Below are 24,508 nucleotides of genomic sequence, written 5' to 3' on the forward strand. Positions count from 1 at the left end.
GACACTTTCTTTACGCCTTGCTGCAAACCTGTTCAGCCACTTTTCGCCGGCCACACAGAATGGCCATGAGGACACATACGATGGACGTCACCGCAACCTTAAGCTTGGGCGATCCGCTGGAACCCGCACGCAAGGCCACCGCGCAGATGCTGCAAGAGCGCGAGCGTACATTCTCGCTGCCACAGCCGTTCTACTCTGATGAGCGGTTGTTTGATATCGACATGCAGGAGATCTTCCAGAAAGAGTGGTTGATCGCCGGCATGACCTGCGAGATCCCCACCAAGGGCAACTTCCTGACCCTGCAAGTGGGCAAGAACCCGATCATCGTGATCCGTGGCGCCGAAGGCGTGGTGCATGCGTTCCACAACGTCTGCCGCCACCGCGGTTCGCGCTTGTGTACCAGCGACAAAGGCAAGGTCGCCAAGCTGGTCTGCCCGTACCACCAGTGGACCTACGAACTGGACGGCCGCCTGCTGTTCGCCGGCACCGAAATGGGCGCCGACTTCGACATGAAGCAGTACGGCCTCAAGCCGATCAACGTGAAGACCGCCGGCGGCTACATTTTCATCAGCCTGGCGCAGAACCCGCCGGCCATCGATGACTTCCTGTCGACCCTGAACCACTACATGGAACCCTATGACATGGAGAACACCAAGGTGGCGGTGCAAACCACCTTGATGGAAAAGGCCAACTGGAAGCTGGTGCTGGAAAACAACCGCGAGTGCTACCACTGCAACGCCTCGCACCCCGAGCTGTTGAAAACCCTGCTCGAATGGGACGACGTCACCGACCCGCGCGCCGACCAGGCCTTCAAGGACCACGTGGCCGCCAGCGCCGCGGCCTGGGAAGCCGAAAAAATCCCTTACGCCCACGCCAGCTTCGGCCTGCGCAACCGCATCGTGCGCATGCCGCTGCTCAAGGGCACCGTGTCGATGACCCTGGACGGCAAACAGGGCTGCAAGAAGTTGATGGGCCGCATCAAGAACCCGGACCTGGGCTCGATGCGCATCCTGCACCTGCCGCATTCGTGGAACCACTGCATGGGCGACCACGTCATCGTGTTCACCGTGTGGCCGATCAGCGCCCAGGAAACCATGGTCACCACCAAGTGGCTGGTCCACAAGGACGCGGTCGAAGGCGTGGACTACGACGTGGAGCGCATGCGCCAAGTATGGGACGCCACCAACGACCAGGACCGTCGCCTGGCCGAAGAAAACCAGCGCGGGATCAACTCCACCGCTTACCAGCCCGGTCCTTACTCCAAGACCTATGAGTTCGGCGTGGTGAACTTCATCGACTGGTACAGCGAGCGCATGCTGAGCAACCTCGGCGCGGCGCCGGCACCCTACCTCAAAGGCGTAGCCGCCCAATAACCGACCCTGGGGGAGCGGGCTTGCTCGCTCCCCCATTGGGTTGCGCACTGATCAAAACTTGATCAACCCCGCGAAACCCCTCTCGCCGCCTGCCCTCCAGCCGTTGCCTAACAACTTATCCACAGAGCCACCCACAACAATTGTGGGCAAGTGCGCCTGCCCGTCGAAATTAAATCAAGAAAATCCGTGACTTATTCGACTTGGCCGTTTCAAGACGCCACTGGTCAATTTTTGAACAACTCCGCGTAAGCCATATAAACCGTGCCCTGCAGCGGTACGCGAACACCTTATCCACAGAAGCACCAACAGACTTTGGGGGCAACTTTGACCAGGCTGTGGAAAACCTCTTCAAACCTTCATAAATCGCGGCTTTCAGGGTTTTTAACCCGCCAGAGAGGCAAATTGAGCGTTTTTTGACCACATCACTGAAAGCCTTTGTCTATATGGCTTGCAGCCGAGAGCAAACATCTTATCCACAGAAGCGCCAACAGACTTTGGGGGCAAGTCGAACCCTTGCCGACAGAAAAAATCCCGTAAAAACCGCCACTTAACCTGATCATTTTTTATACGGGCTGCTGCAACCCTTGATTCACGTGCCCTGTGGACAACCACCAACATCTTATCCACAGCCAGGCGCACAGCCTGTGTGGGTAAATGACCGCTCATCTACGACCTGTACAAAAAACACTCATATTTAAAGTTCATCTACACTCATCCTTGCAGTTAATTCCACTGGCCTGGGTTAATGCAGCAGTCCTTGGCGCAATAGAGCGAGGTAACAACAGTGATGCGGCAGGGCACGCCCAGCCATCACTGCGCCAATGGTTTTACGCTGATTGAATTACTACTGACGCTGGCCTTGCTGGCCACGCTTTCGACAGTTGCTTATCCGCTGACGGCGTTGATGGGTAAACGCGACCGAGAACTCGACTTGCAACATTCGTTGCGGGAAATACGCCGCGCGATTGATTCCTACAAAGAAGCCAGCGACGACGGCCGTATCGAAAAAAGCATCGGCGACAGCGGTTATCCACCGACCCTGCAAGTACTGGTCGACGGGGTCACGGACAAGACCGATCTCACAGGCAAAAAACTCTTCTTCTTGCGCCGCATCCCCCGCGACCCTCTCTGCGAGTGCCCCGAACTGTCGCCCGCGCAGACCTGGCAACTGCGCAGCTACAAGAGCACCGCCGATAACCCACAAGAGGGAGAAGATGTATTTGACGTTTCATCCCGAAGCCCCCAGGAGAGTTTGAATGGCACGTTATACAGCCAGTGGTGATCGGGGTTTTACCCTGATTGAGTTGCTGGTGGTCATGGCCATCATCGCCACGCTCATGACCCTGGTGACCCCCCAGTATTTTCGCCAGCACACCAAGGCCCAGGAAACCGTGCTGCGCCATAACCTGTCCTCGATCCGCCAGGCGCTGGACCAATACCGCGAAGACCACGGCAGTAACCCCGAGTCCCTGCAAACCCTGGTGGAGCGCCGCTACCTGCGGGAAATCCCCCTCGACCCGCTGACCGGCAAGCGCGACACCTGGCAATTGCAACCTTCCGACGAACAAGGCCTGGGCGACGTGCGCAGCGGCGCCCCCGGCAACGCGAACGACGGGAGCACCTATGCGCAATGGTAAACAGCCCCAGCGCGGCTCGGTGTTCATGGGCATGCTGGTGACGGTGGCCGTGGTGGCCGTGATGCTGATGGAAGTGGGCAGCCTGTGGTCCAGCGTGCTGCAGCGCGAGCGCGAACGGGAACTGCTCGCCCGCGGCAATCAAATCCGCCGGGCAATCGGCCTGTATTACGCAGCCGGCAATACCTTTCCAAAAACCCTCGAAGACCTCGTCCTCGACCGCCGCCAACCGACCATCAAGCGCTACCTGCGCCGGGTCTACGACGACCCGCTGACCGGCAACGCCGAGTGGGGCGTGGTCAAAGGCCCGGGCGAAACCATCATGGGCGTGTTCAGCAACGCCCAGGGCACGCCGTTCAAGCAAGGCAACTTTTCCGTCAATAACCACAGTTTTACAGGACAGAGCAGTTATCAAGGGTGGGTGTTTCTGTATGGCCCTGGACAGAGTAACCCTGCAACCCGCACCGGTCCCAAGGGAGATCAGCCGACCCGATGATGCCAATTGAACCAACCTACTGGTCGTTCCAGCAGTTCGGAACTTGTTTATCTGAATTGAAGGTACACACACATGAAAAGCTTACAGCGGCATATACAACAGCTCCTTAAATGGGCGCTGATAGGTATAACACTACTACCCATGCTGGCGTTGGCCCACGTTGCAACGGATATCCCCATTGCACGACAACTGTACTGCTACACACAGCCGGACTTCTGGAGCGGAAACCCTGCCGACAAAGGTTGTAATGAGCTGAATAAAACCAGCGGTACTCACCCCGGCCAACAATGGAACGAAGTGGCAAAGCTGATCAAAGCAGACGATGGGTACGACTACACCAACCAGGAAACCGTAGAGACACTGATACCCAATGGAAAACTCTGCTCGGCCGCCAACCCGCTGATGGAGGGTCTCAATACACCTTCGGCGAACTGGCACAAAACACCGATGACGACAAAAAATGGTGTTGCGGAAGTGCGTATTGTCGGTACCGCACCGCATGTCAGCAGCATCGTGAAGATCTACCTCAGTAAATCCAGTTACAACCCCGCCACAATGCCATTGAAGTGGAGCGACCTGGAGTTGCTCCACGAGGAAACCGTCACGGTCGCACGAACCGATTGGGGCGAGCAGCCACCGTCAGTGGGTGGATTGCAGGGTTATTTCAAATTCAACGTCACCATACCTAACGGGCGCACCGGCGATGCGGTGCTCTTCACCCGCTTCCAGCGCATCGATCCGGCTGGCGAGGGTTTTTATAATTGCAGCGATATCACGCTCCATAACGATGGGCCCACCCCAACACCGGAGTGGCACGCCAACGGCCTTTTCCAACCTCAGGGATTCACTCCGAAACAAGGGGATACCATCCATTTCCGGGTACTTGGATCAAGCAAGTCCTACAACGAAACGGTAGACCTGCAATACCCGATAACTAACGCGGCCCCCACTGTTTGGGGACCCGGGCTTGTACAAGCGCTGAAGCCCTACGCCTCGATTGTGCAGGTAGGAGAATTGAAAGGCGCCAGCATTGTCTACAACACCACAGACGCCACGAAGAATCTGGTCTATCTGGCTGACGAAAAATCTTCCAAAGCCATGTCAATCATTCCTGGCGGAGGACCCGAGCCTGTCAACCCCGCACCGCCGGTCGCGAGGATCACCGGCCCGACATCATTGACGTCGGGACAAACCTTTACGTTCAGTGGTACCTCATCATCCGGCAGTAATGGCCCCTTGCTCTATAACTGGGCAGTCGCCGGGATGACTGGCCCAACCGACGACGCGACGGTCAACGGCAAAGCCTACACCGTCACGCAGCCGACGATATTCAAGGCACGGCTGAGTGTTCGCGACACCCAAAACGGCAAAACCAACCAAGCGGTGTTTGACTTTACGGTCACGCCTGGTGGCGGCGGCGGCGAGCACCCGGCATACAAGGAAGGCACCGCTTATAAAGCCGGCGACATCGTGACCAACAACGGCAAAAATTATCAATGCAAGCCTCACCCTTACACCGCCTGGTGTGCCGGCGCGGCGTGGGCCTATGCCCCTGGTTCGGGCACGGCGTGGGAGCAAGCATGGGACGAAGTTCAATAAACCGTCGATGTACCTGCGCATATTCAGTTAATGGATAAGCGTAAGTTCCAAACGTTATAGGGCGCCTTGCGGCGCCTTATATCGAGCAACGCTACAGTTAACGATGTATCTGAACTGCATATGTTCTAACGAAGTTCTACCGGCGGTGCCCGTCAAAAAAACGGGCCGGGAGAGTGATACACAACCGCCGTACCTTGGCACTCCCAACAGGGTATCTCCATGCGCACACGCACCGTTATCCACAGCCCCCAACGCGGCTTCACCTTGCTGGAATTGCTGGTCGTCCTGCTGATCATCGCCCTGCTCGCCGGCTACGTCGGCCCGAAGATGTTCGACCGCCTGGAACTGGCCAAGGTGCAAACCGCCAAGGGCCAGATGAAATCCCTGGGCGACGCCCTGCACCAATACCGCCTGGACAACGGCCATTACCCCGCCGAAACCCTCGGCCTCGGCGCCCTGACCGAACGCCCCGCCAGCGAACCGAACTGGCACGGGCCGTACCTGCCCAAAGCCGCGCCGCCGGACCCATGGAACACGCCCTACGCATACAAAAACCCCGGCACGCCGCCCAACGAGGTGGACATCATCTCCCTGGGCCGCGACGGCAAGGCCGGCGGTGAAGGCACCAACGCCGATATTGTGTTCGGCCTGTGACCCGCCATGCACACGCTGCGCATCCTCCTGACCCTGCTGTGCCTCGCAGGCACCGTCCGGGCCGACTGCTGGCAATCGGCAGCCAGCCGTTACCACGTCGATCCGCTTTTGCTGTACGCCATTGCCAAGGTCGAATCCGGTCTTAACCCCGGCGCGCGCAACGTCAACCGCGATGGCAGCCAGGACATCGGTCTGATGCAAATCAACAGCCGCCACTTGCCCGCGCTGGCCCGGTTCGGCATCACCGAACAGCACCTGCTCACGCAGCCCTGTACCAGTGTGATGGTGGGCGCGTGGCTCCTCGCCGGGTTTATCCGCGAGCAGGGTTATGGCTGGCAGGCCGTGGGCGCCTATAACGCCGGAACCCGACCGGATCGGCAAGCGCGGCGCTCACGCTATGCCCTGGCGGTATGGCGCTACTACGACGCGTTGCAACAGCAGCGCCAGCAACTCGCCAGGCAAACCCCATGATCGACATCGACGCCCGCATCATCCGCGACGGCCACTTGCAGCGCCTGCGCCTGCAAGCCCTCGACCTGGCCCACGCACGCCAGCAACTGCAGGCCGACGGCGCCCAGGTCATCTCGTTGCAGGCGCGCCGCGCATTGAAACTGCCCAGCCGCCGCGCCCGGTTCGCCCTGGGGCTGTTTATCCAGGAACTGGTGGTGCTGCTGGACGCCGGGCTGGTGCTGGTGGAAGCGGTGGAAACCCTGCGCGACAAGGCTCCCCCCGGGATCAATCGCCAGGTCATGAGCGACTTGCTGGGGTCGATGTACGAGGGCAATTCGCTGTCCAAGGCCATGCAGCTCAAACCCGAGATTTTTCCTTCGCTGCTGATCGCCACCGTGGCGTCCTCGGAACACAGCGGCCAACTGGCCGTCGCCCTGCGCCGTTACCACCATTTCGAGGCCCATCTGCAAGCCGTGAAAAAACGCGTCAGCGGCGCGCTGATGTACCCGCTGGTGGTGCTCAGCGTGGGTGCGTTGATCCTGCTGTTCCTGTTGTTTTTCGTGATCCCGCGCTTTGCCTCGGTGTTCGATGCGGTCGCCGACTTGCCGGCGACCGCACGGTTCATGGTGTGGTGGGGCGCGCTGGTGGACACGCGCGGCATGGAGCTGCTGCTCGGCCTGGCGCTGGCGATCGCCGGGTTGGTGCTGTTATTGCGCAGCGCCGGGTTCAAGCGCCGCGCCGCCCGGCTGTTCTGGAAAATTCCCAGCCTGGGTGCGCAGCGCACGCTGTTTATCCTCGCGCGCTTCTACCGCACCGTCGGCATGCTGCTGATGGGCGGGATGCCGGTGGTCACGGCGGTGGAACTGTCCGGCGCGTTGCTGCCTGCCGAGCGTCAAGGCGCGCTGCGTCAGGCCATGACCGACATCCAGGCCGGCCAGCCGCTGTCCACGTCGCTGGCGCGCCATCAACTGACCACCGCCGTGGCCGAACGTCTGTTACGGGTGGGTGAGCAAAGCGGTGAGTTGGCGGCCATGTGCGAGCGCATCGCGCAGTTCCACGATGAAGCACTGGAGCGGGCCATCGAGCTGTTCAGCAAGGTCTTCGAGCCGCTGTTGATGTTGGTGGTGGGCGGGTTGATCGGGTTGATCGTGTTCATGTTGTACATGCCGATTTTCGAGCTGGCGGGTTCCATTCAGGGGTAGCGCGATGAGCGAGCAGACACGGCAATGGCAAGCACTGGCGGACCAGCGCGGAATGTCCTTGGCCAATTACCTGCTGGAAGTGTTGCACCAGGCACCCGAGCAGCTGTCGACCATCGCCGCCCCCCTGAACCTGATCCCCATCGTACCGGCGGACCTCGTCGATCATTGGCGCTTCGACCTGTTGCCACTGCCCCAGGCACTGACTCACACCGTACTGCCCGTGGACTATCAGGAGCGTCCCTGCCTGGTGCTCGGCGCGCCTTTTACCCTGGCCGACCGCCACTGGATTCAGTCCACCCCAAGCCTTCGCGCCTTACCCCTGGCCATGAGCCTGCCCGGCGCGGTCAAAGCCCAACTGACCCTGGCCGAAGCCAGCCAACGGGTGATGCAACCGTTCGGTGAGGATGACGACAGTGCCCAGGTCAGCCAAACCGCCCAGGAAATATCCCTGAGCAGCATCGCCCGCGATGACAACCCGGTGGTGCGCCTGGTCAACTCCATGCTGTTCGATGCACTGCAAAGCCGCGCCAGCGATATCCATGTGGAAACCACGCCCCAAGGCCTGGTGATCAAGTACCGCATCGACGGCGTGTTGCAGCAGATGGGCCAGGCCAGCGGGCTGGACATGGCCGAGCAGGCGCTGTCACGCATCAAGGTGTTGTCGGAGCTGGATATCGGCGAGCGCCGGGTGCCCCAGGACGGTCGCTTCAAGATGAAAATTCAGGGCCGCGAGGTGGATTTCCGGGTGTCGATCATGCCCAGCATCCATGGCGAGGACGCGGTACTGCGCATCCTCGACAAATCCCAGCGCGGCGAGTCCCTGAGCCTGGAAAGCCTCGGGCTGGCCGCCGACACCATCGCCCGCATCCGCGTGCTGGCCAGCGAGCCCTACGGCATGTTGCTGGTGACGGGACCTACCGGCAGCGGCAAGTCCACCACCCTGTATGCGGCCTTGTCGGAGACCAATACCGGCGAGAAGAAAATCATCACCATCGAAGACCCGGTGGAGTATGAACTGCCCGGCGTGCTGCAGATCCCGGTGAACGACAAGAAGGGCCTGACCTTCGCCCGTGGCCTGCGCTCGATCCTGCGGCATGACCCGGACACGATCCTGGTGGGCGAAATCCGCGACGGCGAGACGGCGGGGATCGCCGTACAGGCAGCCTTGACCGGGCATCTGGTGCTGTCGTCGGTGCATGCCAACAGCGCGTTCAGTGTGCTGGAGCGCTTTACCTACATGGACGTCGACCCGGCCAGTTTCGTCGAGGCCCTCAATGGCGTGGTGGCCCAGCGTCTGGTACGGCGCATCTGCCCGGACTGCGGCGTGGCCGCCAAGCCCGACGAGGACATCGCCCGGCTCGCCCAACTGCCCGAGGCCCAGCTCAAACGCGGCCATTACCGCGTGGGCAAAGGCTGCGAGGGCTGTCGCCACACCGGATATCGCGGCCGCCTCGCCCTCGCGGAAGTGCTGACGGTAACCGACAGCATCAAGGACGGCCTGCTCAACCGCAGCTCAGCCGCCACCTTGCGGGAACTGGCGCGCGAAGCCGGGCATGTGTTTATCCGCGATATCGCCCTGGCTCACGCGGCCCAGGGCGACACCACGCTCAAGGAGATCCATCGTGTCATTTCCCTTTATTGAGCACGTGGTATGGCTGCACAGCGCGGGCGCCGCCTGGGCCGCCCGCCCTCGTTGGCGCGGCGCGAATGTCTGGCGCGCGCAGCAGGCCGGCGAACCGCTGAGTGCCTGCGCCGACCTGTTGGAACAGGCCCCTCGGGGCCGCATGCGCTTTTTGGACCGGGCCACGCTGCTGCTGGGGTTTCCCCACGTGCACTACCTGATGCTGCCGTGGCAAACCGGCCTGTACAGCGCAAGCGATTGGCAAGGCTTCGCCGAGGCCACCTTCAGCCAACAGACGGGCCTCGACCCTGAGCAGTGGCAGGTGCGGCTCGCCAACGGCGCCTTCGGCCATGAGCGCCTGGCCGTGGCGACCGCGCGGGACCTGCTGCAAGACCTGCGTGACCTGTTCAAACTGCGCCAGTTGCCCCTGGTGACCTGCGCACCGCTGCTGACGGCCGTCGCGCAGCAATACTGGCGGCAATTGCCTGCCGACTGCGTGCTGGCGATCCGCGAAGCCGAAAGCCTCAGTTGCCTCTACCGGCACCAAGGCGTCGCCGATCAAGTCTGCGTGATGCCGACACAACCCGGCAGCGCCTTGAGCGACAACCTGTTCGCCGCCGACCTGCTCGCGCAACGGCACGCGCCGGCGATTCGGGTCGTCACCCACAGCCCCACCGAACACTGGCTGGGGCCACTGCATCCATGGCTGGAAGAGGCCTGTCCATGATCGCCCGGTTGAGATCCCGTCTCGCCGACGCCTGGCAACCGACGCGCTCGCCCAGCGTCGACTTCCTGCGCCCCAACCCCCTTTACCGGCCGCTGGTCGGCCTGCTGTGGCTGGTCGCCGCAGTACTCGCCTTGCACACCTGGCTGCAATGGCAACGCATGGAGCAGCGGCAACAACAGACCGATGAACTGGAGCAACACTACATCCAACTGACCCGCCGCCAGGAGCAATTGATCCAGGCCGCCAGCCACCTGTCGCCGCGGCAAAAACAACAGCTGGCCAGCTTTGCCCAACAGGCGGCCACGCCCTTCGCGCTGATGGACGCCGTGGCTCAAGCCTGGTCCCGGGAGGTCGCCCTGACCCGCCTGGAGGTCAACACACAGAGCCAACGGCTGCACCTGGATCTGGAGGCCAAAGGGTTGGGCGACGCCTTTCGCTTCGTCGAACGGCTCAAGGCCCAACCGGGCGTCGAGGTGAACCTGCAACAAAGCGCGCGCAAGACCAACGACCCGCAGCACCCGGTGCAGGTCAAACTCAGCGTCGGCGCGGGATAATCGCCGATGGACGCCGTCACTCGCCACCTGCCGCGCCTGCGCTGGCAACTGATGCAATGGCAACAGCGCCTGGGCGTGCCGGGCTTGCTGGCGCTGGGGGTGATGGCGGCGGCGCTGGCGATTGACGTGGCGATCATTTATCCGGCGGGCCGCAGCGACGACCTGCGCCGCCAGGAACTGCAGGCCGGCATCGCCGAACACCCCCAGGAGGTTCAAGTCACCGAACCGGCGGTGGTCGAGCGTTTGCCCAGCGCAGAAGACTTCGCCCCCCGTCTGGAGAAGCTGCTGGGTATCCTCACCCAACGCGGTTTTATCATCGAGCAGACGACCCTGGCCTACTCCGCGCCGGGCGACACCGGCTTGCAACGCCTGGACGCGGAGATTCCCCTCGTCGGCCCCTACATCCTGCTGCGCGAGGCCCTGGCCGACCTCGCGAAAGAACCGGCCGTGCGCATCGAAAACGTGACCCTGGAGCGCAAGGAAATCACCAGCGGCATGCTCAGCATCGGCCTCAAGGTCAGTGTGTTGGGGGTGGTCGAATGAAGCTGCCGCTGTATTTGCGCGTGGTGTTGCTGCTGACCCTGCTCGGCTGCGGCTGGCTGTTCTGGCAAGACACCCCGGACCGCCCCGCCGACGCGCCAACACCCGTTGCGAGCAAACCGATGGAGCCTGCGCCAGCCGCCCTGCCGCTCCCCGAAACATCAGTGGCGGTCGTCGACCTGTTCCCCGCGCAAACCTGGACCCCGCCGCCGCCGCCCAAACCGGTCGACACCTCGGCATCCGCGCCCCCACCGCTGCCGTTCACCGTCAGTGCGCAGTGGCGCTATCAGAACCAATCGAACATCGTCGTGCTCAGCGGCAATGGCAACCAGTACACCTTGTGCAACCGCTGCTCGGTGCCCGGGCGCATCGTGCCCGGCAAGATGCTCGACGCCCACTACCGGTTGGACAAACTCACTGACAGCGCCGTGGTGCTGACCTACATGCCGCTCAAGCATGTCAGCACCCTGCGCCTGAGCACCCACTGACCGGGGACGGGCACGATCATGGCGATACGTATGCGGATGTCCCTGGGCCTGGCGCTGATGCTGCTCAATGGCTGTGAGACTCAACGCGCCATCCAGCAGAGCGATGAGTTGCGCCGGCAGGGCGACATTGTGCGTTCGGTCGAAGTACTCCAGGCCGAAGCCAAGGACGATCCCGACGATGTGCAATTGCGCACCGCCCAGTTCAGCAAGCTCGAATTGCTGGTCGCCCAGTACAGCCGCGAGGCCAGCACCGCGCTGATGCGCGGCGACGATGCGGCGGCCATCCGCGCACTGGAAACGATCCTCAAATACGACCCCGGCAACCTCGGTGCGCGCCAGGAAATCCAAAGCATCCAGGCCATGAAACAACTGCGCCCGCAATTGGCGCGGGCCTACGAAATGAGACGCACCAACCCGGTGGAAGCGCTCAATCTGGTGCGCCAGATCATCGCGCAAAAACCCAACTACCGAGAAGCCCTGGACTTGCGTAACGCCCTGACCCGCGAACTGGTGAGCGCCGACTATCTCAGCGCGGACCTGTCGCAAGCCATGCGCAAACCCTTGAGCCTGGAGTTCAGCGCGCAAAGCCTGAGCACGATTTTCGAGACCATCGCGCGCCTGTCGGGGGTCAACTTCGTCATCGACAAAGACGTCAACCCCAGCGCCTCGGCCAGCATGACCGCGAGCAAAACCACCGCCGAAGACGCGCTCAACCTGCTGCTGGCCACCCAAGGCCTGGACAAGAAAATCCTCAACGCCAACACCATCCTGGTCTACCCCCGGCGCCCGGACAAAGAACGTGAATACCGCGAGTTGGCGGTCCGCACCTTCTACCTCAGCCACGGCGACCCCAAGGTCATCGCCGCTGAGATCAAGCAGGTGCTCAAGCCCAAGGAAGTGCTGGTGGATGAACGCCTCAACGCAGTGATCGTGCGCGACGGCCTGGATACGCTGAGCGCCGTGGAAAAACTGGTGGAGGCCATTGATATCGCGCAGTCGGAAGTGACCATCGATATCCAGGTGCTGGAAGTCAGCCTGACCGACGAACTGAACCTGGGCATCAAATACCCGGAGAGCATCGGTGTGTCGGTGGGCAACCTGGCCAATGTGCCCGCCGGGCTGGCGGGCATCCCTCTCAGCGCATTGCGTGGACTTAACAGCGACAACATCCTGCTGGACGCCGGCAGCACCTCGGCGCGCATCAACATGCTGCAACGCAGCGGCAACACCGTGACCCTGGCCAACCCACGGGTGCGCGTGCGCAACCGCGAAGAAGCCCAGGTCAATATCGGCGACAAAATCCCCGTGGTGACCACCACCACCGCCAACCAGATCACCACCTCGTCGGTGTCTTACCAGGACGTGGGCCTGCAGATTACCGTCAAGCCCAACATCAGCCTGAGCGATGAGGTGAACCTGGAACTGAACGTGGAAATGAGCCATATCACCAAACGCATTCCCGGCTCGGAAAACGTACCGGCCACCTTCGAACTCGGCTCACGCGCGACCAAGACCCTGCTGACCGCACGCAACAATGAAACCCAGATCGTCTCGGGGCTGATCCGCACGGCGGACGTCGACGAAGGCTCGGGGTTGCCGTGGTTGAGCCAGATCCCGTGGATCGGCAAAAAGCTGTTCGGCACCAATCAGAACACCCAGCAGAAGACCGAAATCATCCTGTTGCTGACGCCCCGGATCGAACGCAACCTGGACCTGCCGATTTCCCAGATCAGCACCTTCCACAGCGGCACCGAAGCGCGCAGTTCGACCGAGGGCATGATCCTGCGCGATACCACCGAAAAAATGATCCTCAAACCCACTGGGGGCGACCCTACCCCGGCGTTTCCCACGCCGATGCAGCCGTCGGATGGAACGTGGCAGGCATTGCCGCCGCCATTGCCAGACCTGGTGCCCAAACCCGCGCCGACACCGACACCGACACCCCCTTAATTTCATGGCCAGATCGACGATCAAACTGTGGGAGGGGGCTTGCCCCCGATAGCGGTAGATCAGTCAATATTTTCGGCGACTGGTACACCGCTATCGGGAGCAAGCTCCCTCCCACAGGTGTGTTGCAGTGTTTGCAGATCAGCGAACCACGCCTTCCTCAACCAACAGCTTGAGAATGGCTTCAGCGCCCGCTTCAGGGCTGAGGCCCTTGAGCACCTGCCCACCGCCGCCACTGGCCTTGGCCGTGGCGGCCTTCATCCGATCCGCGCCGCTCTTGGCCTTGATCACCTTGAGCCGCTTGGGCCGGGGCTTGGCCGGTTGCAGCACGGCGCCGGTGAATAACTCATCCTCTTCAACCTCGACCTCGTGGGCCGCCAGTTCGCCGCGTTGCGCCGGGCCATACGCGCTTTGTCGAGGCTTGGGCGCGGCGTTATCCACCGTGGCCAGAAACGGCAGGCGCACCTTCAAGCGCCGCCGCTGCCCGCGGGGCAAGGCTTGCAGCACGTGGGCCACGCCGCTGTCGATGGACTCCACCTGCGCCAGCCCGACAATCAGCGGCCAGCCCAGGTGTTCGGCGAGCAGGAACGGCAACATCCCCGAACCTTCGCCGGTTTCGGCCTGGCTGCCGGTGAGCACCACCTGGGCGCCGGCGTCGCGCAGATACTCGCTGAGCACCGGCAAGGCATCCGCGCCGGCCGGTTGTTCGAGCACATGCAATTGCGCCAGCCCCATGCCCAGGTAGCTGCGCAGCGTGGGCTCGGCGATGTTGCCGGCATGCAGCACCTGCAACTTATCCCCAGCCATCTGCAGGCCCAGCTCGACCGCACGCGCGTCCTGCTCGGCGCGGCGCGGGCGCCCGGAGGTGGGGTGGGCGCCGATGGAAACCAGACTGATTACATGCGTGTTCATGACCCTATCCTTTGCTTAAGCCGCATCGCGCTTGGCGCCGTTGCGGAAGGCCTCGACCGCAGCGATCAAGGCTTGCAGAATCGCGGCGCTGTCGCCGATCACCGACAGGTCGGCACGCTTGATCATGTCGCAGCCAGGGTCGAGGTTGATCGCCACCACCTTGTCGCAGGCGCCGATGCCTTGCAGGTGCTGGATCGCCCCGGAGATACCGACCGCCACATACACCCGCGCCGTGACCCAGGTGCCGCTGGCGCCGACCTGGCGATCACGCGCCATGAAGCCATCGTCCACCGCGACCCGCGAGGCGCCTTCGGTGGCGCCGAGGGCGGCGGCGGCCTGGTGGAACAGCGCCCAGTCCTTCACGCCGTTGCCGCCGGAGACAATAAACTCGGCTTCAGCCATCGGAATCGCCGCCGGGTCCACCGCCACCGCGCCGAGGTCTTCGATGCGCGGCAGGCGCCGCGCCAGGGTTGTGGATAACTCTACGGGCAGTACTTCATGACGGGTCTCGCTGACCGGATCGGCGCATTCGGCGGCGGCCAGGATCAGGCGCGGCAGCGGCCGCGCCAAATCTTGCTGACCGGCACCGGCACGGCCGATGCACTGCTCGTCCTTGATCTGCCAGACCCGCGTGGCCGGGCGCTCGTTGAGGCTGGCGGCAAAACGCCGACCGAGTTCGCCGCCACCGCTGCGGCTGTCCGGCAGCAACCAATGGCGCGGGTTGAACTGGTTATCCACAGCCCGCAGGCCCTGCACGCGTTGCTCCGGTGAATAACCGTCGAAGGCGTGACCTTCCAGCACCAGCAGGCGGTCGACACCGGCCGTGGCAAACGCGGTTTCTTTGTGTTCACCAAACACCACCGCCAGCACCGCACCGTCACTGCCGGCGAGTTGCCGGGCCAGGCCGAGCAGGTCACGGTCGTGGCTGCTCAGGCGACCGCCGACCATGTCCGGCACCACGTTGATGTAGAACGCAGGTGCCGCCACCTGATGCAGCGGCAACTGCACGTCCACTGCCGCCGTGCGCTTCGCCGCGCCGCCTTGTTGGGCGCCGCTGCGGTCGATGCGTTTGATGCCGTTGGGGCCGATAAAACCGACACCGTGGACGTTTTTGCGGATGACGCCGTTTGGCCCCATCCAGCTGTGTTGCACTGGCTGCATCGCCGCATGCAGCGGGTGCAGGCGGTTACGGGCGATCCATTCGGCGCGTGGGTCGCGGCGGATAATGTCGCTCATCAGTGCACCTCCGCGGGTTCACGTTTGATCGGTGATTTGGCAGGCGCGGCGTCGTCGAGCAACGCGTCGGCCACCAGCTCGGCGATGTCTTTGATCAGTGGACGCGGTTCGACCACGCCTTCGAGCATCGCGGTGCATTGCGGGCAGCCCACGGCCACCAGCTCGGCGCCGGTTTCGCGGATGTCGTCCATGCGCATATCGGGGATACGTTGCTTACCGGGAATGTCGGTGATCGGCGCGCCACCGCCGCCGCCACAGCAGCGTGAACGGAAGCCCGAGCGCTGCATTTCCTTGATCTCGATACCCAATGCACGCAGCACTTGGCGCGGCGCCTCGTATTCGCCGTTGTAGCGGCCCAGGTAGCACGGGTCGTGATAGGTCACGCTGTTGCCTTTGTGCTGGCCCAGGTTCAACGCGCCGTCGCCGATCAGCTCGGCCATGAAGGTGCTGTGGTGCTGTACGACATAGTCACCGTTGAAGGCGCCGTATTCGTTTTTCAGCACATGGAAACTGTGCGGGTCGCAGGTCACGATGCGCGTGAAGCTGTACTTGGCCAGGGTCTGGATATTGCGCGTGGCCAGCAGTTGGAAGGTCGCTTCATCGCCCAAACGCCGGGCGACGTCGCCGCTGTCGCGTTCTTCCAGGCCGAGCACGGCGAAGTCGACCTTGGCCGCTTTCAGCACTTTGACGAAGGCGCGCAGGGTGCGTTGGTTGCGCATGTCGAAGGCGCCGTCGCCGACCCAGAACAGTACCTCGCAACTGCCCTTTTCGCTGAGCAACGGCAGGTTCAAATCCGCCGCCCAGTTCAGCCGACCGCCCGGTGCGAAGCCGCCGGGGTTGTCGGTAGCGATCAGGTTTTCGAGGACTTCGGCGCCCTTGTTCGGCGTGGCGCCTTTTTCCAGGGTGAGGTGGCGGCGCATGTCGACGATGGCGTCCACGTGCTCGATCATCATCGGGCACTCTTCCACGCAGGCGCGGCAGGTGGTGCAGGACCACAAGGTGTCGGCGTCCACCAGGCCGTTGACGATTGGCTGGTGCGGGTTGCCGCTGTGTTCGCCGATCGGTTTTCCAGGATACGGGCTGCCGGCGAACTTGGCATCGGTGCCGCCGGCCAGGCCGACGACCATGTCCTGAATCAGCTTTTTCGGGTTCAGCGGCTGGCCGGCGGCGAACGCCGGGCAGGCGGCTTCGCACTTGCCGCACTGCACGCAGGCGTCGAAGCCGAGCAATTGGTTCCAGGTGAAATCCTTGGGCTTTTCCACACCCAGGGGCGCGCTTTTATCGTTCAGGTCCAACGGCTTCAAGCCGGTGGAACGGCCACCGCCGAAGCGCTCGGCGCGGCGGTGCCAGGCCAGGTGCAAGGCACCGGCGAAGGCGTGCTTCATCGGCCCGCCCCAGGTCATGCCGAAGAACATTTCCGACACGCCCCACAGCACGCCCACGCTCAGCAACGCGGCCAGCAACCAACCGCCGAAGTCCGCCGGCAGAATCCCGGCCACCGGCAAGGTCACCAGGAAGAAGCTCACTGCGAACGCCATCAGGCTTTTCGGCAGACGCATCCACGGGCCTTTCGACAGGCGCGCTGGAGGGTTGCGCCGACGCAGATACACAAACGTGGCGCCGACAAACATCAGCACCGACGCCAGCAACAGCGCATAACCGAGGATGCGGTTATGCAGGCCGAACCCATGCACCAGAATCGCCAGCAGCGCCGACAGCACAAAACCCAGCGCCGTGGCGACGTGGGTGTTGGCGATGTATTTATCGCGGGCGACCACGTGGTGCAGGTCGACCATGTAGCGCTTGGGCATGGCCAGCAGGCCTTTGATCAAGTCGACCTTCGACGCCCGCCCACGGCGCCACATGGCTGCCCGCCGCAGTGCGCCCAGAACAGCAAGGCCCAGCGCCGCAAACAGCAGAATCGGAAGAAGAGTATTCAACATGGTGAAGCTCCCACAGACCACACGGATCTACTGTGAAACCGGGCCCTAAATGTGGGAGGGGGCTTGCCCCCGATGGCGGACTGTCAGTTGATACAGCTGTAGCTGACCCACCGCTATCGGGGGCAAGCCCCCTCCCACATTTTTGACCGAGTCCACATTGGTTCGGTGTCGGGTCAGAAATCCTTGCACAAGCGCAGGGCGTCATAGATCGCAGCGTGGGTATTGCGCTGCGCCACACAGTCACCGATGCGGAACAGCAAATAGCCCTCGCCCGCTTCGCTCAGGCACGGTTGCGGCTTGATCGCGAACAGCGCTTCGATGTCCATCTGGCCCTTGTTGCGCGAGCCGGGCTTGAGGGCGTAGTAGATCTCTTCATCCGGGCGCACGCCGTTCTCGACGACCACCTGATCGACCACCCGCTCCTCTTTGGCGCCGGTGTATTCGTTCTCCAGCACCGCCACCAGCTTGTCGCCTTCGCGGTAGACCTTTTCCAGCATCATGTCGCCGGTCATGATCACTTCCTTGGGGTACATGCTGCGGTAGTAGGTCGGGAACGACGTACCGCCGATGGCCACGCCCGGCTTGATGTCGTCGGTGACGATCTCGACCTGGCTGCCCTTGTCCGCGAGGAAGTCCGCCACCGACATGCCGGTGAATTCGCAGATGGTGTCGTAGACCAGCACGTTCTTGCCCGGCGCGACTTTGCCGTCGAGCACGTCCCAACTGCTGACCACCAGGCCTTCGGCCGCGCCCCAGTGTTCGTTCTGTTCCAGGAACGGATGCCCGCCCACCGCCAGCACCACTACGTCCGGGCGCAGGTCGAGGATGGTCGCCGCGTCCGCCGCCACGCCCAGGCGCAGGTCGACGTTCAAGCGCGCCAGTTCCAGTTGGAACCAGCGGGTGATCCCGGCGATCTGATCGCGCTGCGGGGCTTTGGACGCGGTGGTGATTTGCCCGCCGATAAAGGCTTTTTTCTCGAACAGGGTCACGTCGTGGCCACGTTCAGCAGCAACGCGCGCGGCTTCCATCCCGGCGGGACCGGCACCGACCACCACCACCTTGCGCTTGGGCCCGGTGGATTTCTCGATGATGTGCGGCACGCCCATGTATTCACGGGAGGTCGCGGCGTTCTGGATGCACAGCACATCCAGGCCCTGGTACTGGCGGTCGATGCAATAGTTGGCGCCGACGCACTGCTTGATCTGGTCGATCTGGCCCATCTTGATCTTGGCGATCAGGTGCGGGTCGGCGATGTGGGCGCGGGTCATGCCGACCATGTCCACATAGCCGCCTTCGAGGATGCGCGTGGCCTGGTTCGGGTCCTTGATGTTCTGCGCGTGCAGCACCGGGGCCTTGACCACTTCCTTGATCCCGGCCGCCAAATGCAGGAACGGCTCCGGTGGATAACTCATGTTCGGGATGACGTTGGCCAGGGTGTTGTGCGTATCGCAACCCGAGCCGACCACGCCGATAAAGTCGAGCATGCCGGTGTCGTCGTAGTACTTGGCGATCTGCTTCATGTCCTCGTGGGACAAACCATCCGGGTGGAATTCATCGCCGCACAGGCGGATACCGACGCAGAAGTCCGGGCCTACCTCGGCACGCACCGCCTTGAGCACTTCCAGGCCGAAACGCATGCGGTTTTCAAAGCTGCCGCCCCATTCGTCGGTGCGCTTGTTGACGCGCGGGCTCCAGAACTGGTCGATCATGTGCTGGTGCACCGCCGACAGTTCCACGCCGTCCAGACCACCGGCTTTCGCACGCGCTGCCGCGCTGGCGTAGTTGCCGATCACGCGCCAGATTTCTTCCGGCTCGATGGTCTTGCAGGTCGCACGGTGTACCGGCTCGCGGATGCCCGAGGGCGACAGCAGGGTCGGCCAATGCTCGCCGTCCCAGCGCGAGCGGCGGCCCATGTGGGTAATCTGGATCATGATCTTGGCGCCATGCTTGTGCATGGCATCGGCCAGGTTCTGGAAGTGCGGGATGATCCGGTCGTCGGCCAGGTTCACCGATTTCCACCAGCCTTGCGGGCTGTCGATCGCCACGCTGGAAGACCCGCCGCAGATGGCCAGGCCGATCCCGCCCTTGGCTTTCTCTTCGTAGTACTTCACATAGCGGTCGGTGGTCATGCCGCCGTCGGTGGCATACACCTCGGCGTGGGCGGTACTGAGCACGCGGTTGCGGATGGTCAGTTTGCCGATCTGGATCGGCGCGAACATTGCTTCGAAAGCCATGGCAGGGTTCCTCGACTTACAACGGCTTGACGGTGAACAGGCCGTCGTCGTGGCCCTCTTCGGAGCCGCCGTAGACTTGTTCGGCCACGGTGCGAATCTGGCTGCCGCGTGCTTGCAGAATCTGGTCCATGGCGCCGGCAAACCAACCGGTGAACATGTAGTCGACCTTGCGCCCGACCTTGCCGTACACGTAGACGAACGCCGAGTGCTCGAGCTTGACGCTGGCGGTGCCTTTGTCGAGGTCGATGTCCTGGATCTTGAACAGGCCCCAGCCGCGTTGCGACAGGCGCTTCATGTAATGTTCGAACACCGCCACACCTTCGAGGCCGTGGCATTCGGCTTCTTTTTCACACCAGTGCCAGGCGGATTTGTAGCCGGCCTTGTAGAGGATCTCGGCGTAGGCCTCGGCACCGAGGACTTCTTCGATGCCCATGTGGTTGTTGACGAAGAAATGGCGCGGTACGTACAGCATTGGCAGGGCGTCGGAGGTCCAGACACCGGTTTCGCTGTCGACTTCGATAGGCAATTGCGGGGCGATCTTGGCCATGGAAACTTAACTCCAGAAAATTCGTAGTGGTGTTGCCCGTGGGTGTTTGGCTTATTCGCCCCACACGTCCTTCAAGACGTTGACCCAGTTCTCGCCCATGATCTTGCGCACCACGCGTTCGCTGTGGCCGCGCTTGAGCAGAGTCTCGGTGAGGTTGGGAAACTCGCCCACGGTGCGGATGCCCAGGGGGTTGATGATCTTGCCGAAGCTGGTCAGGCGGCGGGCGTAGCCCTTGTCATGGGTCAGCATCTCGAAGAAATCCTGGCCATGGCCCTGGGTGAAATCGGTGCCGATGCCGATGGCGTCTTCGCCGACGATGTTCATGGTGTATTCGATGGCTTCGGCATAGTCGTCGATGGTCGAATCGATGCCCTTGGCGAGGAACGGCGCGAACATGGTCACGCCGACAAAACCGCCGTGGTCGGCAATGAACTTCAGCTCTTCATCGGACTTGTTGCGCGGGTGCTCCTTGAGCCCGGAAGGCAGGCAGTGGGAGTAGCACACCGGTTTTTTCGATTCGAGGATGACCTCTTCGCTGGTCTTGGAGCCGACGTGGGACAGGTCGCACATGATGCCGACGCGGTTCATCTCGCCGACGATCTCACGACCGAAGCCCGACAGCCCGCCATCGCGTTCGTAGCAACCGGTACCGACCAGGTTCTGGGTGTTGTAGCACATCTGCACCACACCGACGCCGAGCTGCTTGAAGATCTCGACGTAGCCGAGTTGGTCTTCAAACGCATGGGCATTCTGGAAGCCGAAGATGATGCCGGTCTTGCCCTGTTCCTTGGCTTTGCGGATGTCGGCGGTGGTTTTCACCGGGATCACCAGGTCGCTGTTCTCGCGGATCAGGGTCTGGCTGGCGACGATGTTATTGATCGTGGCCTGGAACCCTTCCCACACCGACACGGTGCAGTTGGCAGCGGTCAGGCCGCCTTTGCGCATGTCCTCGAACAGCTCGCGGTTCCACTTGGCAATGATCAGCCCGTCGATAACGATGCTGTCGGCGTGTAATTGCGCTGGGCTCATCAGGCGTCCCCTTATTGGCGATTCGTGCGCCGAATCGTCTGCCGGCGCTTTGGGGTCAGCATATGCCGAGGGGCCGAGCGGACCGGGTGCAAAAACGACAGGGGAATTGCCGAAAGCGTCAATCCGCGACGAAGGTCGCTATGACAGGTCTGTCTGACGGCTGTTCTTTGTCTTACGCTTGGGCCAGAATTCGCGTATCAACCGATATGAGACGGCGCAATGAAATCAATTTTCCTGGCTTTGGCACTCATCGCAACCGGCGTCCACGCGGCCGAAGACACCGACAGCACGCCGTGCGATGGCATCGAAAACGACAAGCAAACCCTGGAATGCGCCACCTACAACAAAACCACCGCCGAACAACTGCTCAAGGATAACTATCAAGGGCTGTTGGAGCGCATGGGTTCGACCTATGGCAGCAACAAGACGCAACTGGCGGACATTACCGCTCGTCTGAAGGATGCCCAGCAGAAGTGGGAAAAATTGCGCGACGCCGATTGCGCAGTGGACACCTTCCCGGCGGTGACCGGCACCAAACCTTATGCGATCGAGCTGAACGATTGCCTGGCGCGGATGAGTGATGAACGGTCGGAGTTTTTGGAGTCGATCGGGCAGGAATAGGCGACAATCCTTGCCACTTTCAATCTGAACCAAGGCCATTCATGAAAACCTGCGGCATCGAAATCAAAGGCAGCGAAGCCATCTTCGCCGTTGCCTCCCTGGACGACCAGACACTGACCCACATTGCCCTGGCCACCAAGAAAATCGCCCTTGAAGACGACGATGAAGCAGCCAACGTCAAAGCCTTCGCGGCCCAGGTGAAGGCGTTCGTGCGGGACAACGCCATCGAACGCATCGCCATCAAGAAGCGCAGCAAAAAAGGCGAATTCGCCGGTGGCCCGACCACGTTCAAGATTGAAGGGGTGTTTCAGTTGCTCGACGGTGTTGAAGTGACGCTGCTGTCGCCGCAGACCCTCAATGCGCAGAACAAGAAGCACAACTTTGATCTGCCGACGACGCTGAACAAATACCAACATGAAGCCTTCAAGGCAGCGTGTTCGGCCCTGGTAAAAAAATAAGCACACCGACAATTTACTGTGGGAGGGGGCAAGCCCCCTCCCACATTTGATCGTTGTCGCGTGTAGGACCTACGTTCACACCACCTCCCGTCGCCGATCCTCCCGCGGACACTTGGCAAACCGCGCCCGATAACGGCGGGTGAAATACGACGGCGACTCAAACCCGCAGGCAAGGCTCACCTCCAGCACGCTCATGTCGCTCTGGCGCAGCAGTTGCCGGGCTTTTTCCAGGCGCAGGCCGAGGTAGAAGTTGCTCGGTGTGTCGTTCAGATGCAGGCGAAACGGCCGCTCCAATTGGCGTCGCGTCACTTTGATCGCCTCGGCCAGGGCCAGGGTGCTCAGCGGCGGCTCGGTGTGTTGTTCCATCTCGCCGATCACCTGCACCAACTTCTTGTTGTTGATGCCGTAACGCGTGACGATCTGCATGCGCTGGTGGTCTTTGCGTGGGCGGATGCGCCCGAGCACGAATTGTTCGGAAACCTGGATCGCCAACTCGGGCCCATGGGCCTGGCTGATCAGGTCGAGCATCAGGTCGATGGAGGCGGTGCCGCCGGCGCAGGTGATGCGGCGGCGGTCGATCTCGAAGAGTTCCTGGGTCACCGTCAGCTGTGGATACGCTTCCTTGAACGCGTCGATGGCTTCCCAGTGCAGGGTCAGACGGTGACCGTCGAGCAGCCCGGCTTCGGCCAGGATGCAGGCGCCGGTGTCGATGGCGCCAAGGGTCACGCCGTCATAGTCGAGGCGGCGCAGCCAGTGTTCGAGGGCCGGGGTGGCGAATTTGAGCGGTTCGAAACCGGCGACCACCATCAGCGTTGCGCCCTTTTTCAGCGGCTCCAGCGCCGCGTCGGCGTTGACCGACATGCCATTGCTCGCCAGCACCGCGCCGCCATCGGCGCTCAATACATGCCAGCGGTACAACTCGCCACGAAAGCGGTTGGCCACCCGCAGCGGTTCGAGCGCAGAGATAAAGCCGATGGCCGAGAACCCCGGCATCAGCAGAAAGTAGAAATCCTGGGACATGGTGCGCTCTCGTAGGACCGGCAGCGTGGTCACTGTGATACGCCAGTTCAACGGCCCATTCAAGAGCACAGGTCGCTGCAGTGCAAGAGCCGGTCGCCGCCGTGCGTTTTGTCGCCCCTCAAGCTGCGTAACGTGATCGCACGGCGCATAAAGACGCCGGCCCCCACAATAACGACCTGCCGAGGGAACCACCATGAACCGACTGATCAGCCGCTGCGTGCTCGCATTCAGCGCCAGCGCCATCTTGAGCACCAGCGTCCTCGCGGCCGACGCGCCCTCCTGCCAGAACGTGCGCATGGGCGTGGTGAACTGGACCGACGTGATCGCCACCAGCGCCATGACCCAAGTGTTGCTCGACGGCCTCGGCTACAAGACCAAACAAACCAGCGCGTCCCAGCAAATCATCTTCGCCGGTATCCGCGACCAGCGCCTGGACCTGTTCCTCGGCTACTGGAACCCGCTGATGACCCAGACCATCGCGCCGTTCGTCGACGCCAAGCAGGTCAAGGTCCTCGACAAACCGAGCCTGGAAGACGCACGCGCCACGCTGGCGGTGCCGACTTATCTGGCGGACAAAGGCCTGAAAACCTTCGCCGACATCGCCAAGTTCGAGAAAGAACTGGGCGGCAAGCTCTACGGTATCGAGCCAGGCTCGGGCGCCAACACCCAGATCAAGGCGATGATCGCCAAGAACCAGTTCGGCCTGGGCAAATTCCAGCTGGTGGAGTCCAGCGAAGCCGGCATGCTCGCCGCCGTCGACCGCGCGGTGCGTCGCAAGGAAGCCGTGGTGTTCTTCGGCTGGGCGCCGCACCCGATGAACGTCAACATCGCGATGACCTACCTCACCGGCAGCGAAGACGCCCTGGGCCCGAACGAAGGCATGGCCACCGTGTGGAGCGTCACCTCGCCGACCTACGCCGAGCAGTGCCCCAACGTCCACAAGCTGCTGACCAACCTGACCTTCACCGCCGCCGACGAGAGCCGAATGATGCAGCCGTTGCTGGATCACAAGGACGCATTCGAGTCCGCCAAGCAGTGGCTCAAGGACCACCCGCAAGACCAGCAGCGCTGGCTCGAAGGCGTGACCACCTTCGACGGCAAACCGGCCGCCGCCAACCTGCAACTGACCGGCAAATAACTGTATTTGACTCACCGTTTCGCGGTCGTCCCTGACCGCGAACGGCGCCCTACGCCTTGAAATCACACGCCTGTAAGGAACCTCC

Annotated in this window: 24 protein-coding genes; 17 read left to right on the top strand and 7 right to left on the bottom strand. The window is 62.3% G+C overall.

Translation table 11 applies throughout. The features are described from left to right. Positions 1-80: 80 nt before the first annotated feature. From gbcA to U5A08_RS27305, 14 genes are all read left to right on the top strand, one after another. The gene (gene gbcA, locus U5A08_RS27240) at positions 81-1,373 is read left to right on the top strand and encodes a glycine betaine monooxygenase oxygenase subunit (RefSeq protein WP_321849276.1); all 1,293 of its coding nucleotides are present in this window, start codon (positions 81-83) and stop codon (positions 1,371-1,373) included. Positions 1,374-2,160: 787 nt separating this feature from the next. Next, positions 2,161-2,655 (top strand): prepilin-type N-terminal cleavage/methylation domain-containing protein, encoded by a 495-nt coding sequence (locus U5A08_RS27245; RefSeq protein WP_253399782.1) that lies wholly within the window; start codon positions 2,161-2,163, stop codon positions 2,653-2,655. Beyond that, positions 2,630-3,010, top strand: coding sequence for a type II secretion system protein (locus tag U5A08_RS27250; RefSeq protein ID WP_253399783.1), 381 nt, complete (start codon positions 2,630-2,632; stop codon positions 3,008-3,010). The genes U5A08_RS27245 and U5A08_RS27250 overlap by 26 nt, the downstream gene beginning before the upstream one ends. After that, a complete protein-coding gene (locus U5A08_RS27255) occupies positions 2,997-3,503 on the top strand; it encodes a pilus assembly FimT family protein (protein ID WP_321849281.1) in 507 nt (168 codons plus the stop codon). Before U5A08_RS27250 ends, U5A08_RS27255 begins: the two co-directional genes overlap by 14 nt. Positions 3,504-3,575: 72 nt before the next feature. Next, on the top strand, positions 3,576-5,102 hold the full coding sequence (locus tag U5A08_RS27260) for a lytic polysaccharide monooxygenase (RefSeq protein WP_321849283.1): 1,527 nt from the start codon (positions 3,576-3,578) through the stop codon (positions 5,100-5,102). A 219-nt stretch (positions 5,103-5,321) separates the two neighbouring features. Then, complete coding sequence (gene gspG / locus U5A08_RS27265; protein ID WP_253399786.1) at positions 5,322-5,756, top strand: type II secretion system major pseudopilin GspG; 435 nt, start codon at positions 5,322-5,324, stop codon at positions 5,754-5,756. Between the two features lie 6 nt (positions 5,757-5,762). Next, positions 5,763-6,227, top strand: a complete 465-nt coding sequence (locus U5A08_RS27270) for a transglycosylase SLT domain-containing protein (RefSeq protein ID WP_321849285.1) — start codon at positions 5,763-5,765, stop codon at positions 6,225-6,227. After that, the gene (locus U5A08_RS27275) at positions 6,224-7,408 is read left to right on the top strand and encodes a type II secretion system F family protein (protein ID WP_253399789.1); all 1,185 of its coding nucleotides are present in this window, start codon (positions 6,224-6,226) and stop codon (positions 7,406-7,408) included. The genes U5A08_RS27270 and U5A08_RS27275 overlap by 4 nt, the downstream gene beginning before the upstream one ends. A gap of 4 nt (positions 7,409-7,412) precedes the next feature. Next, positions 7,413-9,050 (top strand): GspE/PulE family protein, encoded by a 1,638-nt coding sequence (locus tag U5A08_RS27280; protein WP_253399790.1) that lies wholly within the window; start codon positions 7,413-7,415, stop codon positions 9,048-9,050. Then, complete coding sequence (locus U5A08_RS27285) at positions 9,031-9,756, top strand: hypothetical protein (RefSeq protein ID WP_321849292.1); 726 nt, start codon at positions 9,031-9,033, stop codon at positions 9,754-9,756. Before U5A08_RS27280 ends, U5A08_RS27285 begins: the two co-directional genes overlap by 20 nt. Next, entirely contained in the window at positions 9,753-10,310 is a 558-nt protein-coding gene (locus U5A08_RS27290; protein ID WP_321849294.1) for a hypothetical protein, read from the top strand. The genes U5A08_RS27285 and U5A08_RS27290 overlap by 4 nt, the downstream gene beginning before the upstream one ends. Before the next feature lie 6 nt (positions 10,311-10,316). Then, on the top strand, positions 10,317-10,853 hold the full coding sequence (locus U5A08_RS27295) for a hypothetical protein (RefSeq protein WP_321849295.1): 537 nt from the start codon (positions 10,317-10,319) through the stop codon (positions 10,851-10,853). Beyond that, positions 10,850-11,338: a hypothetical protein gene (locus tag U5A08_RS27300; protein WP_253399795.1), complete on the top strand. Its 489-nt coding sequence runs from the start codon at positions 10,850-10,852 to the stop codon at positions 11,336-11,338. The genes U5A08_RS27295 and U5A08_RS27300 overlap by 4 nt, the downstream gene beginning before the upstream one ends. 18 nt (positions 11,339-11,356) lie before the next feature. Then, positions 11,357-13,288 carry a secretin GspD/PilQ domain-containing protein gene (locus tag U5A08_RS27305; protein ID WP_321849298.1) on the top strand — a complete coding sequence of 644 codons (1,932 nt, stop codon included), beginning with the start codon at positions 11,357-11,359 and terminating at the stop codon, positions 13,286-13,288. A gap of 138 nt (positions 13,289-13,426) precedes the next feature. Here the strand turns inward: U5A08_RS27305 and etfB are convergent, their stop codons facing one another. The 6 genes from etfB to U5A08_RS27335 all read right to left on the bottom strand — a co-directional run bounded on the left by etfB (position 13,427) and on the right by U5A08_RS27335 (position 21,186). Then, positions 13,427-14,197: an electron transfer flavoprotein subunit beta gene (etfB, locus tag U5A08_RS27310; protein WP_321849299.1), complete on the bottom strand. Its 771-nt coding sequence runs from the start codon at positions 14,195-14,197 to the stop codon at positions 13,427-13,429. Positions 14,198-14,212: 15 nt separating this feature from the next. Beyond that, on the bottom strand, positions 14,213-15,433 hold the full coding sequence (gene etfA / locus U5A08_RS27315) for an electron transfer flavoprotein subunit alpha (RefSeq protein WP_321849300.1): 1,221 nt from the start codon (positions 15,431-15,433) through the stop codon (positions 14,213-14,215). After that, positions 15,433-17,376: a dimethylglycine demethylation protein DgcB gene (gene dgcB / locus U5A08_RS27320; RefSeq protein WP_321849302.1), complete on the bottom strand. Its 1,944-nt coding sequence runs from the start codon at positions 17,374-17,376 to the stop codon at positions 15,433-15,435. The genes etfA and dgcB overlap by 1 nt, the downstream gene beginning before the upstream one ends. Positions 17,377-17,549: 173 nt before the next feature. Further along, on the bottom strand, positions 17,550-19,610 hold the full coding sequence (dgcA, locus tag U5A08_RS27325) for a dimethylglycine demethylation protein DgcA (protein WP_177029888.1): 2,061 nt from the start codon (positions 19,608-19,610) through the stop codon (positions 17,550-17,552). A gap of 16 nt (positions 19,611-19,626) precedes the next feature. Further along, a complete protein-coding gene (locus U5A08_RS27330; protein WP_027606002.1) occupies positions 19,627-20,157 on the bottom strand; it encodes a DUF5943 domain-containing protein in 531 nt (176 codons plus the stop codon). Between the two features lie 51 nt (positions 20,158-20,208). Next, positions 20,209-21,186 (bottom strand): dipeptidase, encoded by a 978-nt coding sequence (locus U5A08_RS27335; RefSeq protein WP_017849539.1) that lies wholly within the window; start codon positions 21,184-21,186, stop codon positions 20,209-20,211. 219 nt (positions 21,187-21,405) lie between these two features. Here U5A08_RS27335 and U5A08_RS27340 point away from each other — a divergent pair, with 219 nt between their 5' ends. Both U5A08_RS27340 and U5A08_RS27345 read left to right on the top strand, forming a co-directional pair. Then, a complete protein-coding gene (locus U5A08_RS27340) occupies positions 21,406-21,807 on the top strand; it encodes a lysozyme inhibitor LprI family protein (protein WP_247403253.1) in 402 nt (133 codons plus the stop codon). A gap of 41 nt (positions 21,808-21,848) precedes the next feature. Then, complete coding sequence (locus U5A08_RS27345; RefSeq protein ID WP_321849312.1) at positions 21,849-22,265, top strand: DUF3010 family protein; 417 nt, start codon at positions 21,849-21,851, stop codon at positions 22,263-22,265. A gap of 75 nt (positions 22,266-22,340) precedes the next feature. Here U5A08_RS27345 and U5A08_RS27350 read toward each other — a convergent pair whose 3' ends face one another. Continuing rightward, positions 22,341-23,285, bottom strand: coding sequence for a GlxA family transcriptional regulator (locus U5A08_RS27350; RefSeq protein ID WP_321849314.1), 945 nt, complete (start codon positions 23,283-23,285; stop codon positions 22,341-22,343). A 193-nt stretch (positions 23,286-23,478) separates the two neighbouring features. On the opposite strand from U5A08_RS27350, the gene U5A08_RS27355 reads away from it, so the two are divergent. Next, positions 23,479-24,423, top strand: a complete 945-nt coding sequence (locus tag U5A08_RS27355) for a choline ABC transporter substrate-binding protein (protein WP_321849315.1) — start codon at positions 23,479-23,481, stop codon at positions 24,421-24,423. Positions 24,424-24,508 lie beyond the last annotated feature (85 nt).

The sequence above is a fragment of the Pseudomonas paraveronii genome, assembly GCF_963681955.1.
Classification (GTDB): domain Bacteria; phylum Pseudomonadota; class Gammaproteobacteria; order Pseudomonadales; family Pseudomonadaceae; genus Aquipseudomonas; species Aquipseudomonas paraveronii.

Excerpts from the sequence above, each read along its gene's own strand:
- gbcA (WP_321849276.1), top strand. The coding sequence starts at position 81 with ATGGACGTCACCGCAACCTTAAGCTTGGGCGATCCGCTGGAACCCGCA.
- U5A08_RS27245 (WP_253399782.1), top strand. The coding sequence starts at position 2,161 with ATGCGGCAGGGCACGCCCAGCCATCACTGCGCCAATGGTTTTACGCTG.
- U5A08_RS27250 (WP_253399783.1), top strand. The coding sequence starts at position 2,630 with ATGGCACGTTATACAGCCAGTGGTGATCGGGGTTTTACCCTGATTGAG.
- U5A08_RS27255 (WP_321849281.1), top strand. The coding sequence starts at position 2,997 with ATGCGCAATGGTAAACAGCCCCAGCGCGGCTCGGTGTTCATGGGCATG.
- U5A08_RS27260 (WP_321849283.1), top strand. The coding sequence starts at position 3,576 with ATGAAAAGCTTACAGCGGCATATACAACAGCTCCTTAAATGGGCGCTG.
- gspG (WP_253399786.1), top strand. The coding sequence starts at position 5,322 with ATGCGCACACGCACCGTTATCCACAGCCCCCAACGCGGCTTCACCTTG.
- U5A08_RS27270 (WP_321849285.1), top strand. The coding sequence starts at position 5,763 with ATGCACACGCTGCGCATCCTCCTGACCCTGCTGTGCCTCGCAGGCACC.
- U5A08_RS27275 (WP_253399789.1), top strand. The coding sequence starts at position 6,224 with ATGATCGACATCGACGCCCGCATCATCCGCGACGGCCACTTGCAGCGC.
- U5A08_RS27280 (WP_253399790.1), top strand. The coding sequence starts at position 7,413 with ATGAGCGAGCAGACACGGCAATGGCAAGCACTGGCGGACCAGCGCGGA.
- U5A08_RS27290 (WP_321849294.1), top strand. The coding sequence starts at position 9,753 with ATGATCGCCCGGTTGAGATCCCGTCTCGCCGACGCCTGGCAACCGACG.
- U5A08_RS27295 (WP_321849295.1), top strand. The coding sequence starts at position 10,317 with ATGGACGCCGTCACTCGCCACCTGCCGCGCCTGCGCTGGCAACTGATG.
- U5A08_RS27300 (WP_253399795.1), top strand. The coding sequence starts at position 10,850 with ATGAAGCTGCCGCTGTATTTGCGCGTGGTGTTGCTGCTGACCCTGCTC.
- U5A08_RS27305 (WP_321849298.1), top strand. The coding sequence starts at position 11,357 with ATGGCGATACGTATGCGGATGTCCCTGGGCCTGGCGCTGATGCTGCTC.
- etfB (WP_321849299.1), bottom strand. The coding sequence starts at position 14,197 with ATGAACACGCATGTAATCAGTCTGGTTTCCATCGGCGCCCACCCCACC.
- etfA (WP_321849300.1), bottom strand. The coding sequence starts at position 15,433 with ATGAGCGACATTATCCGCCGCGACCCACGCGCCGAATGGATCGCCCGT.
- dgcB (WP_321849302.1), bottom strand. The coding sequence starts at position 17,376 with ATGTTGAATACTCTTCTTCCGATTCTGCTGTTTGCGGCGCTGGGCCTT.
- dgcA (WP_177029888.1), bottom strand. The coding sequence starts at position 19,610 with ATGGCTTTCGAAGCAATGTTCGCGCCGATCCAGATCGGCAAACTGACC.
- U5A08_RS27330 (WP_027606002.1), bottom strand. The coding sequence starts at position 20,157 with ATGGCCAAGATCGCCCCGCAATTGCCTATCGAAGTCGACAGCGAAACC.
- U5A08_RS27335 (WP_017849539.1), bottom strand. The coding sequence starts at position 21,186 with ATGAGCCCAGCGCAATTACACGCCGACAGCATCGTTATCGACGGGCTG.
- U5A08_RS27340 (WP_247403253.1), top strand. The coding sequence starts at position 21,406 with ATGAAATCAATTTTCCTGGCTTTGGCACTCATCGCAACCGGCGTCCAC.
- U5A08_RS27345 (WP_321849312.1), top strand. The coding sequence starts at position 21,849 with ATGAAAACCTGCGGCATCGAAATCAAAGGCAGCGAAGCCATCTTCGCC.
- U5A08_RS27350 (WP_321849314.1), bottom strand. The coding sequence starts at position 23,285 with ATGTCCCAGGATTTCTACTTTCTGCTGATGCCGGGGTTCTCGGCCATC.
- U5A08_RS27355 (WP_321849315.1), top strand. The coding sequence starts at position 23,479 with ATGAACCGACTGATCAGCCGCTGCGTGCTCGCATTCAGCGCCAGCGCC.